This is a genomic window from Thioalkalivibrio sp. ALJ24 (assembly GCF_000377785.1).
GTDB lineage: Bacteria > Pseudomonadota > Gammaproteobacteria > Ectothiorhodospirales > Ectothiorhodospiraceae > Thioalkalivibrio.
Window position 1 is genome coordinate 201,453 of sequence record NZ_KB898724.1, and the last position, 14,355, is coordinate 215,807.

General features: G+C 69.6%; 16 protein-coding genes and 1 pseudogene. 12 read left to right on the forward strand and 5 right to left on the reverse strand.

Going from position 1 to position 14,355, the window contains the following annotated elements; translation table 11 throughout:
- Positions 1-5 precede the first annotated feature (5 nt).
- Positions 6-1,484 (reverse strand): leucyl aminopeptidase, encoded by a 1,479-nt coding sequence (locus D571_RS0100920; protein WP_018934796.1) that lies wholly within the window; start codon positions 1,482-1,484, stop codon positions 6-8.
- A gap of 98 nt (positions 1,485-1,582) precedes the next feature.
- Between D571_RS0100920 and lptF the strand changes: the two genes are divergently transcribed.
- Genes lptF through D571_RS0100935 form a run of 3 tightly spaced genes read left to right on the forward strand, consistent with a single transcriptional unit; the run spans position 1,583 to position 4,464 of the window.
- Positions 1,583-2,695, forward strand: coding sequence for an LPS export ABC transporter permease LptF (lptF, locus tag D571_RS0100925; protein ID WP_018934797.1), 1,113 nt, complete (start codon positions 1,583-1,585; stop codon positions 2,693-2,695).
- Positions 2,692-3,756 (forward strand): LPS export ABC transporter permease LptG, encoded by a 1,065-nt coding sequence (gene lptG, locus D571_RS0100930; RefSeq protein WP_018934798.1) that lies wholly within the window; start codon positions 2,692-2,694, stop codon positions 3,754-3,756. The genes lptF and lptG overlap by 4 nt, the downstream gene beginning before the upstream one ends.
- A 36-nt stretch (positions 3,757-3,792) precedes the next feature.
- A complete protein-coding gene (locus D571_RS0100935; protein ID WP_018934799.1) occupies positions 3,793-4,464 on the forward strand; it encodes a GDSL-type esterase/lipase family protein in 672 nt (223 codons plus the stop codon).
- A 53-nt stretch (positions 4,465-4,517) separates the two neighbouring features.
- Here D571_RS0100935 and D571_RS0100940 read toward each other — a convergent pair whose 3' ends face one another.
- Complete coding sequence (locus D571_RS0100940) at positions 4,518-5,069, reverse strand: RDD family protein (RefSeq protein WP_018934800.1); 552 nt, start codon at positions 5,067-5,069, stop codon at positions 4,518-4,520.
- A gap of 45 nt (positions 5,070-5,114) precedes the next feature.
- On the opposite strand from D571_RS0100940, the gene D571_RS0100945 reads away from it, so the two are divergent.
- On the forward strand, positions 5,115-5,492 hold the full coding sequence (locus D571_RS0100945; RefSeq protein WP_026287467.1) for a PilZ domain-containing protein: 378 nt from the start codon (positions 5,115-5,117) through the stop codon (positions 5,490-5,492).
- Between the two features lie 54 nt (positions 5,493-5,546).
- Here D571_RS0100945 and glp read toward each other — a convergent pair whose 3' ends face one another.
- The 3 genes from glp to mobA form a co-directional block, all read right to left on the reverse strand.
- Complete coding sequence (gene glp / locus D571_RS0100950; RefSeq protein ID WP_026287468.1) at positions 5,547-6,788, reverse strand: gephyrin-like molybdotransferase Glp; 1,242 nt, start codon at positions 6,786-6,788, stop codon at positions 5,547-5,549.
- Between the two features lie 14 nt (positions 6,789-6,802).
- The gene (gene mobB, locus D571_RS0100955; protein WP_018934803.1) at positions 6,803-7,351 is read right to left on the reverse strand and encodes a molybdopterin-guanine dinucleotide biosynthesis protein B; all 549 of its coding nucleotides are present in this window, start codon (positions 7,349-7,351) and stop codon (positions 6,803-6,805) included.
- 84 nt (positions 7,352-7,435) lie between these two features.
- Positions 7,436-8,068 carry a molybdenum cofactor guanylyltransferase MobA gene (mobA, locus tag D571_RS0100960; protein WP_038046552.1) on the reverse strand — a complete coding sequence of 211 codons (633 nt, stop codon included), beginning with the start codon at positions 8,066-8,068 and terminating at the stop codon, positions 7,436-7,438.
- A 78-nt stretch (positions 8,069-8,146) separates the two neighbouring features.
- Here mobA and D571_RS0100965 point away from each other — a divergent pair, with 78 nt between their 5' ends.
- The 8 genes and pseudogenes from D571_RS0100965 (at position 8,147) to D571_RS0100995 (ending at position 14,307) form a co-directional block, all read left to right on the forward strand.
- Positions 8,147-9,643: a nodulation protein NfeD gene (locus D571_RS0100965; protein ID WP_026287470.1), complete on the forward strand. Its 1,497-nt coding sequence runs from the start codon at positions 8,147-8,149 to the stop codon at positions 9,641-9,643.
- Between the two features lie 60 nt (positions 9,644-9,703).
- Positions 9,704-10,633 (forward strand): slipin family protein, encoded by a 930-nt coding sequence (locus D571_RS0100970; protein ID WP_018934806.1) that lies wholly within the window; start codon positions 9,704-9,706, stop codon positions 10,631-10,633.
- Positions 10,634-10,660: 27 nt separating this feature from the next.
- Positions 10,661-11,587: a site-specific tyrosine recombinase XerD gene (gene xerD, locus D571_RS0100975; RefSeq protein WP_018934807.1), complete on the forward strand. Its 927-nt coding sequence runs from the start codon at positions 10,661-10,663 to the stop codon at positions 11,585-11,587.
- A 73-nt stretch (positions 11,588-11,660) separates the two neighbouring features.
- Entirely contained in the window at positions 11,661-12,371 is a 711-nt protein-coding gene (locus D571_RS0100980; RefSeq protein WP_018934808.1) for a DsbC family protein, read from the forward strand.
- 9 nt (positions 12,372-12,380) lie between these two features.
- Positions 12,381-12,860: a nucleoside deaminase gene (locus D571_RS0100985; RefSeq protein WP_018934809.1), complete on the forward strand. Its 480-nt coding sequence runs from the start codon at positions 12,381-12,383 to the stop codon at positions 12,858-12,860.
- Positions 12,861-12,940: 80 nt separating this feature from the next.
- Positions 12,941-13,570, forward strand: coding sequence for a MarC family protein (locus tag D571_RS0100990; protein ID WP_018934810.1), 630 nt, complete (start codon positions 12,941-12,943; stop codon positions 13,568-13,570).
- A gap of 17 nt (positions 13,571-13,587) precedes the next feature.
- A pseudogene (locus tag D571_RS14525) lies at positions 13,588-13,662 on the forward strand (zinc-ribbon domain-containing protein); the annotation flags it as partial.
- Between the two features lie 159 nt (positions 13,663-13,821).
- Positions 13,822-14,307: an RDD family protein gene (locus D571_RS0100995; RefSeq protein WP_232196922.1), complete on the forward strand. Its 486-nt coding sequence runs from the start codon at positions 13,822-13,824 to the stop codon at positions 14,305-14,307.
- The last annotated feature ends 48 nt before the right edge of the window (positions 14,308-14,355 follow it).

Sequence of the window (14,355 nt, forward strand, 5' to 3'; positions counted from 1 at the left end):
CTCCCTCAGGCCTGATCCAGCAGGTACTGCATCAGCATCGGGACCGGGCGGCCGGTCGCGCCCTTTTCCTTGCCGCTCTTCCAGGCCACCCCGGCGATGTCGACGTGCGCCCAGTTGTAGTCCTCGGTGTAGCGTGACAGGAAGCAGCCGGCGGTGATGGTACCCGCCGGGCGGCCGCCGATATTGGCCATGTCGGCGAAGTTGCTCTTGAGCTGTTCCTGGTACTCCGGCCACAACGGCAGCTGCCAGCCGCGGTCGCCGGTTTCCTCGCCGGCCTGTTGCAGCCGTTTGACCAGACGGTCGTCGTTGCCCAGCAGTGCGGCGCCCTGATGCCCGAGGGCGATGATGCAGGCGCCGGTGAGGGTGGCGATGTCGATCACCGCCTTCGGCTTGTAGCGCTCCACCCAGGTCAGGGCATCGGCCAGCACCAGACGGCCCTCGGCGTCGGTGTTGAGGATCTCGACGGTCTGCCCGGACAGGGTGTGGATGATGTCCCCGGGCCGGGTGGCGCGGCCGTCCGGCATGTTCTCGGCGCTGGTGACCACGCCGACCACGTTGATCGGCAGGCCCAGTTCGCATACCGCCTCGATGACCCCGAACACGCTGGCGGCGCCGCACATGTCGTATTTCATCTCGTCCATCTCGGCGCCCGGCTTGAGCGAGATGCCGCCGGTGTCGAAGGTGATGCCCTTGCCGACGAACACTACCGGGGCATCGTCCTTGTTGCCGCCGCGGTACTCCATCGCGATCAGGCGCGGCGGGCGCTCGGATCCCCGGCCGACGGCGAGGATGGCCCCGGCGCCCAGGGCCTCCAGTTCGTGTTCGTCGAGCACGGTGGTCTCGAGATGGTCATACTGTTCGGCGAGCCGGCAGGCGGTGTCGGCGAGGGATTCGGGATGGCAGACGTTGGGCGGGGTGTTGCCCAGGTCCTTCGCCCGGTTCATGCCGGTGACGATGGCCGCGGCCTCGCTGCAGGCCTTCTTCGCCGCATCGGCGTGGCCGCGGTCCACGGCGAGCTGGACCTTTTCGAGCTTGACCGGGCGGGTCTCTTCCTTGCCCTTGAACTCGAAGAAGCGGTAGGCGGCGTCGCCGAGGGCGGTCACCAAGGTCTGTACGGTCCAGGCGATGTCCTTGCCGCGCGGGACGAAGTCCTCCACCGCAATCACCGCGCTGTCGGCCGGGCGCTCCACCAGCGCGCCGGCGAGGGCCTGGCAGGCCTTGCGCGCGGCGCGGGCGTCGTAGTCCTTCTTCGCGCCCAGGCCGACCAGCAGCGCGGAACCCTTGCGTCCGGTGCCGGGCACCAGCAGGCGCGACCCGGCGTCACCGTCCATCTCGCCGGCCTTGAGCAGGGCCGCGAGATCGCCGTCGCGGGCCGCGTCCAGGGCCTGCGCGCCCGGGGCCGGCTTGCGCCGGTGGCTGACGGCGGCGGCACGGATCCCGGCGCGGGGTTTGTCGACGGTGGAGGTGGTGACGGAGAATTGCATGGGCGCCTCGCGGAATGAAGATGAATGATCTCCAGTGATACTACCAGCGCGCCGCCGGGGCGCACTATGCACACCGACGGCGTGGATACGGGCCGCGCATGATCCTGCGCCGGGCCGAGCGCTTCGTTGCGCGCGAACTCCTGGTGACCCAGGCGGCGGTCACCTTGGTGCTGCTGCTGGTGATCGTCGGCGGGGTGCTCGCGCGCGTGCTGCAGGACGTGGCCGAGGGCAGCGTGCCGGCGGATTTCCTGCCGGCGCTGGTGGGCTTCGGCGCGTTCAAGGGCATCGTCTACCTGTGGCCGGTGGCGCTGTTTCTGGGGTTCATGCTGGTGCTCGGCCGGATGCAGCGCGACAGCGAACTGATCGCGCTGCAGTCGGGCGGGATGTCGTTCGCCGCGCTGTATCGCGCCCTGTTCCTGGTGGCCGGACCTGCGGCCATCCTGCTGGCGGCGCTGATGAACACCGTGGTGCCCTGGACCGAGGGCGAGGTGGACCGCATGCGCGATCTGGCCGACCAGCGGTCGGACCTGGTGGGGATCGCGCCGGGGCAGTTCCTGGAGTCGCGCGTGGGGGAGCAGGTGTTCTTCGCCGAGCGCCTGAGCGATGACCGCGAGGCGCTGGAGGAGGTCTTCATCTACCGCGAGGTGGACGGCGAGGCGCAGGTCACGGTGGCCGCGCGCGCGATCCCCGATCCCGGGGCCGAGGGCAGCGGCTTCCTGGTGCTGGAGGACGGTTACCGCTACGTCGGCACTCCGGGCAGCGGGGCCTTTCGCATGCTGGAATTCGAGCGCCTGCGCACGCAGATCACCGAGCCCGACCCGGGCGCCGAGCGGCGCAGCCTGGAGGCGCACTCCACGCCGGAGCTGTGGGCCGAGCGGGACGACCACGAGGTGCGTGCCGAACTGGAGTGGCGCTTTGCCATGCCGCTGTCGATCGTGGTCCTGACGCTGATCGCCCTGCCGCTGTCGCTGGTGCCGCCGCGCAGCGGGCGCTACGCGCGCATCCCCGCGGCGATCGGGGTGTACGTGCTGTACGCCAACTTCCTGATCCTGGGCCAGGGGCAACTGGCGGACGGCCAGGTGCCCCTGGCCGTGGGGCTGTGGTGGGCGCACGGCGCGATGCTTGCGCTGTGGCTGCTGCTGGCCTGGCGCAAGGGCCTGCTGCGCCGGCCGCGCCGGGGTGCCGGCCCGCCGGTGGGGGATCCGGCATGACCACGGTGCTGGGGCGCTACATCATCCGCCAGGTGCTGCTGGGGACCGCGCTGGCGGTGCTGCTGCTGGTCGCGCTGGATGCGGTATTCGCGCTGATCGACGAGCTGCGGGACATCGGCCGCGGCGATTACGGCGTGGCGCAGGCGCTGATGTACGTGGCGCTGACGCTGCCGCGGCGGATGTACGAGATGATGCCGCCGGCGGCCCTGCTCGGCGGGCTGCTGCTGCTGGGCAACCTGGCGGCGGGCAGCGAGCTGACGGCGATGCGCGCCGCCGGGATGACCCTCGGTCGCTTCGTCTCGTGGGTGATGCAGGGCGGGCTGATCGTGGTGCTGGTGATGGTCGCGATCGGCGAGTTCGTTGCGCCGGTGGCGGAGAACCGCGCGCAGAGCCTCAAGGCGACCGCTTTCGACCGCGAACTGAGCGTCGGCTCGATGGGGCTGTGGGCGCGCGACGGGCGGCGCATCGTGCATGCCGAGGCCGTGCTGCCGGATGACCGGCTCGCGGGCGTGCGCGTGATCGAACTGGGCGAGGATCGGCGCCCGCGCGAGATCACCCGGGCTGCGGGTGCGCGCCACGTGGACGGCGAGTGGTGGCTGGAGGACGTGGAACGCTCGCGCCCGGATTTCGACGGGGTGGTGACGGAACATGCCGATGAGGAACGCGTGGAGCGTCTGATCGCCCCGGAATACTTCTCGGTGCTGGTGGTGGAACCCGCGCAGATGGGGGCGCGCGATCTTCATCGTTACATACAGTACCTGCAGGAAAACCGCCTGGATTCCGCGCCCTACGAGGTGGCCTTCTGGCAGCGCCTGACCCTGCCGGCCTCGACCTGGGTGATGCTGCTGCTGGCGATCCCGTTCCTGTTCGGGTCGCAGCGAGAGGGCGGGGCCGGACGCCGGCTGTTCGTGGGGATCGCGATCGGGGTGTCGTTCGCGATCGTGATGCGGGCGATGACCCATGTCGGACTGGTGTTCGCGCTGCCGCCGGTGCTGGCGGCCAGTGTGCCGGTGCTGCTGTTCCTGGTCGCGGGGCTGCTGGGGCTGCGGCGCGTGGCATGATGTGACGCGGAGCATCGACGACCGGAGAACGACGTAATGAGAGCAGGCGGAAGACTGTCCCGGACCGGGGGCGCGGGGCAATTCCTGTGGCTTCTGCTGGTAGCCGGACTGCTGGCCGCCTGCGGCGGGGCCGGGCCCACCGACCTCGATCCGTTGCCGCGTTCGGCCACGGTGCTGGTGTTCGGCGACAGCGTGACCCACGGCACCGGCGCCGGCGATGGCGAGGATTTTCCGAGCCGTCTGGAGGCGATTACCGGCTGGACCATGATCAACGACGGGGAACCCGGTGACCGCGCCGACACCGCGCGCGGGCGCATCGAGGACAGCTTGGCTGCACATGACCCGGATCTGGTCATCCTCGAGCTGGGCGGCAACGACTTCCTGCGCGGGCGCGAGCCGGCGGACGTGAAAGAGGACCTGCGGGCACTGATCGGGTACGTGCGCGACCACGGGGCGCAGCCGCTGCTGATCGGCGTGCCGGAGGCCTCGGCCCTGGGGGCCGCCACCGGGCGGCTGAGTGACGACGCGATCTATCGCGAACTCGCGCGCGAGGAGGACGTGCCACTGATCGAGGGGGTGCTGGCGGAGGTGCTGAACGACGATGCCCTGCGCGCCGATCGCATCCACCCGAACGCCGAGGGCTACGCGCGCATGGCCGAGGGCATCGCCGACGGCCTGAAGGACCTGGGGCTGTGGCTGGGGCGCTGAGCCGCGCCTGAACGCGGGCGATCCGGGCGATCCCGGCGATCCGGTCGGCGCGGTCAGTCGCCCGCGCCGGTTTCCTCGCGCTCCTTCCAGCGCGGACGCTTGAGCGGGCGCGTACGGGCCAGCTCCGTGGACGAGAGCCAGTCGTGCAGCATCCAGCGCCGCGGGTGCAGGGCGCTGGCACCCAGCGCAAGGATCCCCAGCGCCGTCATCAGCGCGGTCATCCAGTCGCCGTGCTCGCGTGCCAGATGGATCGCCATCAGGATGACCATCCACTGCGAGATTCCCACCAGAAAGCGCATCGTGGCCTGCCAGGGCGAGATGCGATACCCCTCCTCGCTGCGCACCACCAGGTTCCAGGTCTGCATCCCGAGGGTCTGGCCGGTGCGCAGCCAGAAGCCGTAGAAGAAGGCCCAGGCGGCAAACACGTTGAGCGCGAGCTGGACCTGCCAGAAGAACACGCCCGCCATGTTCCACAGCGGCAGGGTCACCAGCCCCAGCACCAGCCAGATGGCCAGCACCAGCAGGGAATCGTAGAGCAGGGCACCGAAACGCAGCAGCAGGCCGACGGGTCGGGTATCGCGTTCGGGGGAGGCGGTGTCGTTCATGGGATCTCGCTGGTCACTGCGCGGAAGATTGCGTAGTCTTGCGATATGTCGCGACGGTTTCAACGTATCCCGCTCGAATTTCCGGGCCGGCTCGAGCTGGATGGCCGGGCTTGCCCGGTGCGCGTGCTCGACATCTCGCTGCGCGGGGTGCTGGTGGAGTGCGAGGGACTGGAACCGCTCGCCCCGGGCACGCCCGGTCAGGTCGACATCCCGCTCAGTGACGAGGCGGGCATCGCGTTCGAGGGCACGGTGCGCTGGCAGCAGGGCGAGCGGCTGGGGCTGGAGATCGCCGCCATGCCGCTGGAGTCGGCCGGTCACCTGCGGCGCCTGGTGGAACTCAATCTGGGCGACGAGGCATTGCTGGAGCGCGAATTCGCGGCGATGGTCGCCGAGCCGCCGGGCGAGGACGACCCGGGCAATTGACCCCGGGAAATTGAACTCGGGCCCTGAACTCGGGCCCTGAAACCGGCGGCGTGCTCAGTAGAGCTCGTTGAACGGCAGTACCTCCACCCACTCCCCGGCGCGGGCGCCGTCCGCCTCCCGCGGCAGTACCACGAACGCATTCGCCCGGCTCATCGCGCTCAGCTGGTGCGAGCCCTGGCCGCCGGCACTGCGCACCACGTCCACGCCGTCCTCGGTCTCGAGGATCGCCCGCTGGTAATCCGTACGCCCCGGGCGTTTGCGCAGGTCCTCGCTCAGACGCGCGCGCAGGGTGCGTGGTTCGGCGACCGGCAGTCCGGCCAGCGCGCGCAGCGCCGGGCCGACGAACAGGCCGAAGGTCGCCATCGCCGAGACCGGATTGCCCGGCAGCCCGACAAAACGGGCCTGGCCGAAGCGGCCGAAGGCCAGCGGACGCCCCGGCTTCATCGCGATCTTCCAGAAGCCGACCTCGCCGCGCTGCTGCAGGATGCGGGTGACATGGTCGGCATCGCCCACCGACACCCCGCCGGTGGTCAGGATCAGGTCGGCCTCGCGGCCGGCGCGCTCCAGCGCCTCGCGCACTGCTTCTTCGTCGTCGCGGATGATGCCGTAGTCCTCGGCCTTCACCGCGTAGCGCGACAAGAGGGAACGCAGCATGTGCCGGTTGCTGTCGTGGATCTGCCCGGGTTCCAGCGGTTCGTCCACCGGCACCAGCTCGTCGCCCGTGGAGAAGAACACCACGCGCGGCTTGCGCAGGACCTCGACCTCGCCGATGCCCTGGCTGGCGAGCACGCCGATCTCGGCCGGACCCAGGACCTGTCCGGCAGGGTAGAGCCGTTCGCCGCTGCGGGTATCCTCGCCGGGACCGCGGATGTTCGCGTCCTCGGGGGCCGGGCGGTCGAACTGCACCATGTCGCCATCCACCGTCACGTGTTCCTGCATGACCACGGTGTCGGCCTCGTCCGGGACCACGGCCCCGGTCATGATGCGCACGCAGCCGCCGGGCGGCAGCGGCTCGTCCCACGGGTGCCCGGCGGCCGCCTGACCGACCCGGCGCAGGCGCGTGCCGGCCTCGCGGGCATCGGCGGCGCGCAGGGCGTAGCCGTCCATCGCCGAGACCCGTGCTGGCGGGACGTCCAGCCGGGCGTGTACGTCGCGGGCCAGCACCCGACCGGTGGCGGTCTCCAGGCTGCGGGTACGGGTATCGGCCACCGCCTGACAGGCGTGCAGCACGGCGGCGCGCGCCTGTTCCACGGTCAGGGCCGCGGGGTCGAATTCGTCACAGCCGGCCGCGTTCATCCGGTTCTCCATGGTCATCCGTTCAGCAATGAGTAAAGGGACAGGTGTTCGATGATGAAATCCGCCACCGGCGAGGGGCTGTCCAGCGCCAGCACCGGGCCGTGGAACGGCAGGCCGTCGGCATCCGTGGCCACCGCGATAATCCCCGGCGTGTCGGGATACAGCGGCGGCTTCTCGTTGGCCGTGCGGTAGACCTCGATGCGGGGCAGGTCCGCGTGTTTGAAGCCCTCCACCAGGATCAGATCCGAGCGCGCCGGGTCCAGTTTCGCGCACAGCGCGTCCAGATCCGGGGTCGTGCCTTCCTCGACCTCGGGGGTCTCGACCATCAGCGCGTAGCGCCGGGACGAGGCCACCAGGGTCTGATCCGCGCCCGCATGCCGCAGCTCGTAACTGTCCTTGCCCGGCTTGTCGACGTCGAAGGCATGGTGGGCATGCTTGATCACCGCCGGGCGCAGCCCGCGATTGCGCAGCTCCGGAATCAGCTGCTTCAGCAGCGTGGTCTTGCCCGAGCCGCTGGTCCCCGCAAAACCGATGCGGGGGATCCCATCTATCCTGTCCGTCATGATGCATCTCCCTGCCGGCGCCGTCCGAAAATCCAGTTCCGCAGTGTAGGGAAACAGGCCTCCATGTACATGTTCACCTTCCCGTCACGGGCCTGCCGGGCCCGCGGCGGCGAGGTCCTCGGGAGTGTTGAGGTTCACGAAGGCCCCCGGGTTGTCGGAGAAATCGGCGGTGATCGCCCCGTATTCGCGCAGCCAGGCGCCGGCCGCCACCGGGCCCTCGGCGACCGCGGCGCGCAGGGCGGGCACCAGTCCGGCACCCAGCAGCAGGAACAGCGGCTGCAGGCGCTGGCCGTCGTGGGCCATCGCGGCGGGGGCAGCGTGTTCGGCCCGCGCCGCCTGCAGGCGACGGGCGAGATCGCCGGGGGCCAGCGGGGCGTCCACCGGCAGGCACAGCAGGTCGCGTCCGGGGCGGGCGGCCCCGGCGGCGGCAACCCCGGCGAGCGGGCCGCGGTAGTCGGGGTATTCGTCGGCCACGCAGGGAAACCCCAGCCGTCGGCAACGGTCCATCTCGGTATTGGTGCTGACGACGACGTCGTTGACCTGTCCCTGCAGGCGTTCGATGGCATGCGCGATCAGCGGCCGGTCCTGCCAGGTGATCCAGGCCTTGTTGCAGCCGCCCATGCGCCGGCCCTGGCCCCCGGCCAGGATGACCCCCAGTGGTCCGGTGTCCGCGGCGGCGGGCGGAGCGGGGGGAGATGGGTGTGCTGTTCGGGGCATGGGCGTTCGGTTGTGCGATGGCCTATGTTGTAGGGTGCAGCATGCGTGGCGGACACGATACGAGGACGACAGCGATCCATGATCCGATTCCGTAAGCAACGCGGGGCCATGGCCCGCTGGCTGCTGTGGCTGACCCTGCTGGTGGTCGGCGCGACCGGCGCGCTGCTGGCCAGTGCCGACAATGCCGCGGACCGAGAGGCGGTGTTACTGACCGTGGAAGATGCCATCGGCCCGGCGACCGTAGACTACATCAGCCGCGGGATCGAGGCGGCCGAGGAGCGCGGTGCCGAGATGGTCGTGCTGCAGCTGGATACCCCGGGCGGGCTGGACTCCAGCATGCGCAGCATCATCCGGGAATTCCTGCAATCCGAGGTGCCGGTGGTGACGTATGTGCACCCGTCCGGGGCCCGTGCGGCGAGTGCCGGTACCTACATGCTGTACGGCTCGCATGTCGCGGCGATGACGCCGGCGACCAATCTGGGCTCCGCCACCCCGGTGCAGATGGGCGGGGGCGGCCTGCCGGGCATGGACGAGGAAGACCTGGACGAGTTGCGCGAGGAAGCGGAAGACGAGGACGAGGACGAGAACGGGAACGGCGACGAGGAGCGGGACAACGGCGAGGAGGCCGTCGAACCGGCAAGCGAAGAGGAGCTGCTGGAGGATGACCCCGAGCCCCGGCGCGGCGACGATGCGATGGAGCGCAAGGTGCTGGAGGACGCGGTGTCCTACATCCGCGGCCTGGCCGAGCGCTACGACCGCAATGCCGACTGGGCCGAGGAGACGGTACGCGAGGGCTCCAACCTGACCGCCACCGCGGCGCTGGAAAAGAACGTCATCGATTTCGTCGCCGACAACCTGGACGATCTGCTGGCGCAGCTCGACGGGCATACCGTGAAGCTGATGTCGGGCGAACGCGAGCTGGTGACCGAAGGCATCGAGATCGTGCGCATGGATCCCGACTGGCGCACCGAGCTGCTGTCGCTGATCACCAACCCCAACATCGCCTATATCCTGATGCTGATCGGGATCTACGGCATCATATTCGAACTGGCGAATCCGGGTGCGGTCTACCCGGGTGTGATTGGATCCATCGCGCTGATCCTCGCGTTCTTCGCGCTGCAGGTGATGCCGATCAACTATGCCGGGCTGGCGCTGATGCTGCTGGGGATGATCTTCATGATCGCCGAGGCGTTCGTGCCCAGTTTCGGCGCGCTGGGCATCGGAGGGCTCGTGGCATTCATAACCGGATCCGTGATCCTGTGGGATGACCCCAACCTGAACGTCGCACTGCCGCTGGTGGTGGGCACGGCGATCGCGATCGGCCTGCTGTCGGTCTGGGTGCTGGGTCGGCTGTTCAAGCTGCGCGGCAAGAAGCCGGCCACCGGCCACGAGGAGATGATCGGCATGCTCGGCTACGCCCGCGAGGACTTCGAGGTGCGCGGCCCGGTGTGGGTCCACAGCGAGCAGTGGACCGCCGAGACCACCGCCCCGGTGCGCGAGGGTCAGGCGGTGCGGGTGAAGGCCATCGACGGCCTGCGCCTGACCGTGGAGCCGGTGGAGACGTCCGCGCCATAGGCCCGGTCCGGGCGGATCGTAAACGCAGAAAGCCGCCGTCCAGGCGGGAGGGAGCGCAACATGGAAAACGAACTCGGTTTCATAATCGTACCGCTGCTGATCATCGTCGCCCTCATTGCGATGTCGATCCGCGTGCTGCGGGAGTACGAACGCGGCGTGGTGTTCTTCCTCGGGCGCTTTCAGTCGGTGAAGGGACCGGGCCTGATCATCGTCATCCCCGGGATCCAGCAGATGGTGCGCATCGACCTGCGCGTGATCACGCTGGACGTGCCCAGCCAGGACGTGATCTCGCAGGACAACGTGACCGTGCGGGTCAACGCAGTGCTGTATTTCCGCGTGGTGGATTCGGCCAAGTCGGTGATCCAGGTCGAGGATTACTACGCCGCCACCAGTCAGCTCGCCCAGACCACGCTGCGTTCGGTGCTCGGCAAGCACGAGCTGGACGAAATGCTGTCCGAACGTGACAAGCTGAATTCCGACATCCAGGGGATCCTCGATGCGCAGACCGATGCCTGGGGCATCAAGGTCACCAACGTCGAGATCAAGCACGTTGACCTGGACGACTCGATGATCCGCGCGATCGCGCGGCAGGCCGAGGCCGAGCGCGAACGGCGCGCCAAGGTCATCCACGCCGAGGGCGAACTGCAGGCGGCCGAGAAGCTGGTGCAGGCCTCGCAGATCATGGAGGCCAGCCCGGCCGCGCTGCAGCTGCGCTACATGCAGACGATGTCGGACATGTCCACCAACGGGCATGCCAACACCATCTTCTTCCCGCTGCCGCTGGAGCTGACCAAGGTGTTCGAGAACCTGGCCGGCAAGTTCCGCGCGGAGAATCCGGAGAACCCGCTGAACGCCGCTGCGGCCGCGGCCGGCATGGGCGCCGCGTCCTCCGGGGTAACCGGCGATACGGCTGTCGGCGACGGGGAGGGTGATGGTGGCGCCCGGGGAAGCAGCCGCGGGCCCGCACCCGACGACCCGGCCAATCCCTGATCGCGGCCTCGGCACGCCCCGTCCGCCGTGACCACCGCAACGCCCGAGGTGGCGGCGCCCGCGGAGACCCCCGCGGTCCTGGACCGGTTCCTCGACGAGCTGTGGTCGGTGGAGGGGCTGGCCGATCGCACCCTGGCCGCCTACCGGCGTGACCTGACCGCGCTGGCGGGGTTTCTCGAACCTCGCGGGGGCGCGCTGGAAACCGCCACGCATGCCGACCTGCTGGCGTTCGTCGCGGCGCGGATGCAGGGCGGGGCGCGGCCACGGTCGGTCGCCCGCGCGCTGTCCTCGGTCCGGCGGTTCTATCGTTTCCTGGTGCAGGCCGGCGAACGCGAGGATGATCCTTCGGCCGGGATCGACCCCCCGCGACCCGGGCGCCCGCTGCCGGCCAGCCTGTCGGAGGCGCAGGTAGAGGCGCTGCTGGCGGCGCCGGATACCGACACCGCGGTCGGCCTGCGCGACCGGGCCATGCTGGAGATGATGTACGCCGCCGGGCTGCGGGTTTCGGAGCTGGTGGGACTGGAGGCCACCGCGGTGAATCCGCGCCAGGGCGTAGTGCGCATCACCGGCAAGGGCGGACGCGAACGTCTGGTGCCGCTGGGCGAGCTGGCCACCGACTGGCTGGGGGCCTATCTGGACCGTGCCCGGCCGGAGCTGATGGCGGGCCATCTCCCGGTGGAGGCGGTGTTCGTGACCCGGCGCGGTCGCGGGCTCACGCGCCAGGCCTTCTGGTATCGCATCAAGGCGCACGCGGCGCAGGCCGGTATCGATACGGCGCTGTCCCCACATACCCTGCGGCATGCGTTCGCCACCCACCTGCTGGATCACGGGGCCGACCTGCGGGTGGTGCAGATGCTGCTGGGTCACAGCAGCCTGTCCACCACGCAGATCTACACCCATGTGGCGCGCGCGCGCCTCCAGGCATTGCACGCCGAGCACCATCCGCGCGGCTAGTTTCCGGCCGGAGTCTGTCCCGGAGACGGCCGCCGGCCTACAATTCACCTTTTGATCCATCAGCGAGACATCCATGTTCCTCAAGCGTGTTCTTCCCGTTGCGGTGGCCCTGGCGGCTGCCGGTACCACCGTTCAGGCCAGCGAGGCCATCGAAGAGGCGATGTCGCGGGCCATCCCCGATGCGCAGATCGATGCCATCGAAGACACCCCGCTGGACGGCATCAAGGCCGTGCGTTACGGCACCGAGGTCTTCTACGTCAGCGAGGACGGCCGGTACGTGATCCAGGGCAACATGATCGACCTTGAGACCCGCGAGAACCTGACCGAGCAGGTGGCCGGCGGAGCCCGGGCCGAACTGTTCGGCGCCATCGATGACAGCGAGCTGGTGGTGTACGAACCGAACGGCGAGACCCGCGCGGTGCTGAACATCTTCACCGATCCCAACTGCCCGTACTGCCGCGACATCCACGCCGATCTGCCCGAATACCTGGAGGCCGGGGTCAAGGTGCGCTATCTGATGTTCCCGGTGCTGGGGCAGGACTCCCCCGAGATCATGAATCGCACCTGGTGCGCCGATGACCGGCAGGAGGCGATGGACCGGGCCAAGGAGGGCGACCGATTGACGGATCTCGATGGCAGCTGTGCGACCCCGCAGGACGAACACATGCAGCTGGCCCGGGATCTGGGCGTGCGGGGCACCCCGGCGCTGTTCACCGGTGACGGCCAGATGATGGCCGGCTATGTCGAGCCGGCCGAGGTACTGGGCCGGCTGCTGGACGACTGAGGTTCGCCGGTGGGGGCGGGCGTCGATGATCGGGTGTTCCTGCGGGAAGCGATCCGTCTGGCGCGCGAATCGGTGGAGGTCGGGGGCGGCCCGTTCGGCGCGGTGATCGTGCAGGACGGCACCGTGATCGGTCGTGGCGCCAACCGCGTGATCCCGTGGGCGGATCCGACTGCGCACGCAGAGGTGGCGGCGATCCGGGATGCCTGCCGTTATCTCCAGGATCACCGACTGCACGGGGCCACCCTGTACGTCTCCTGCGAACCCTGTCCGATGTGCCGCGCGGCCGCCTGCTGGGCGCGGCTGGATCGGGTGGTGTATGCCGCCTCGGCACGGGATGCCGCCGAAGCCGGCTTCGATGATGAACGGATCCGTGACGAGCTGGTGGCCCCGCCGGAGCAGCGTATCCTCCCGTTGAGCCGGGAACTGGCCGAGGAGGGGCGGGCGGTGTTCGACTACTGGGAACGCCACGCCAACCGGCGCCTGTACTGAATGTGTTGCGTGATCGGCGCGTTGCGCTGATGACGCGCCCGGACTGACACCTTCATCCCCCGCGATCGGGAGAACACCGCATGCTGGAACTGGGCATCGTTGCCCTGACCACTTTTTTCGTGACCGTCGGTCCGGTGGACGTGGCGGTGGTGTTCGCGGTGCTGACCCGCGGCATGGACCCGGCGCAGCGCCGTGCGATGGCCTGGCGCGGCGCGTTGCTGGCGACCGCCATCCTGCTGCCGTTCGCGCTGTTCGGCGAGGCCGCGCTGGGACTGCTGGGGATCACGCTGCCGGCGCTGTATACCGCCGGTGGTATCCTCCTGCTGCTGATCGGCATCGACATGGTGTTCGCGCGCAGCTCGGGCGGGGTCTCGGCCACTCCGGACGAGACCCGCGAGGCCCGTTCGCGTACCGACCTCTCGGTGTTCCCGCTGGCCACGCCGCTGCTGGCCGGGCCCGGTGCGATGGGCGCGGCCATCCTGATGATGAGCCGCGCCAGCGGGGATCCCGCGGCGCAGGCGGTGGTGATCGCCGCGCTGATCGCGATCATGGTGCTGGCGCTGGTGTGCCTGCTGATCGCGGTGCGCATCCAGCACTGGCTGGGGATCACCGGCGCGCACGTGCTCACGCGCATCATGGGGGTGCTTTTGAGCGCCCTGGCGGTCCAGTTCATCTTTGACGGCCTGGCCGACAGCGGCATTCTGACCTGACATCGAAGGAGCGATGCATGACCCGGATCTGTCCACACTGCGAAACCGAGAACCCCGACGATGCGGCCTTCTGCAAGGCCTGCGGCCGCTCGCTGGACTTTGGTGCCGGTGAGCCCGCGCGCCCGTCGGAGGGCCCCGCGGAGGACGCGGGGCGCGGTGCTGGCGGCCCGGGTGCGCAGCCGGACCCCGGACGGGGCGGGGAGCCGCCCGGGTCCCGTCAGGACGCCCCGGACGATTCCGTTCCGCCGGCCATGAGCGGCGGGCCCGCGGATCCTGCGCGTGCGCAGGCCGGCGGCCCGCCGCAGGATCGCGCGGCCTTTGGCGGATTCTGGCGGCGCGTGCTGGCGCTGCTGATCGACGGCGTCCTGCTTGGCATCCCGCTGACCGTCGCCCAGGCGATGATCAGTCCGGAGACCCTGCATACCGAGGAATGGACCGATGCCGACACCGCCTGGACCTTCGTGAATCTGCTGGTCGGCTGGTTCTATTTCGCCGGCATGCACAGCTCGCAGTACCGCGCGACCATCGGGAAGATGGCGGTGGGGCTGCGGGTGGTCGACTGGCACGGCGAGCGCATCAGCTTCGCCCGCGCGACCGGGCGGCATTTCGCCGAGATCCTGTCCGGTCTGCTGTTCATGATCGGCTACCTGATGGTGGCCTTCACCCGGCAGCGCCGCGCCCTGCACGACTTCATCGCCGAGACCTGGGTGGTGCGCCGCGAGTGGCTGGATGAATAGCCCGTTCGCCCGGGCGTTCGGCGGGCGGCCCTGAAAATCCCGGCCGAA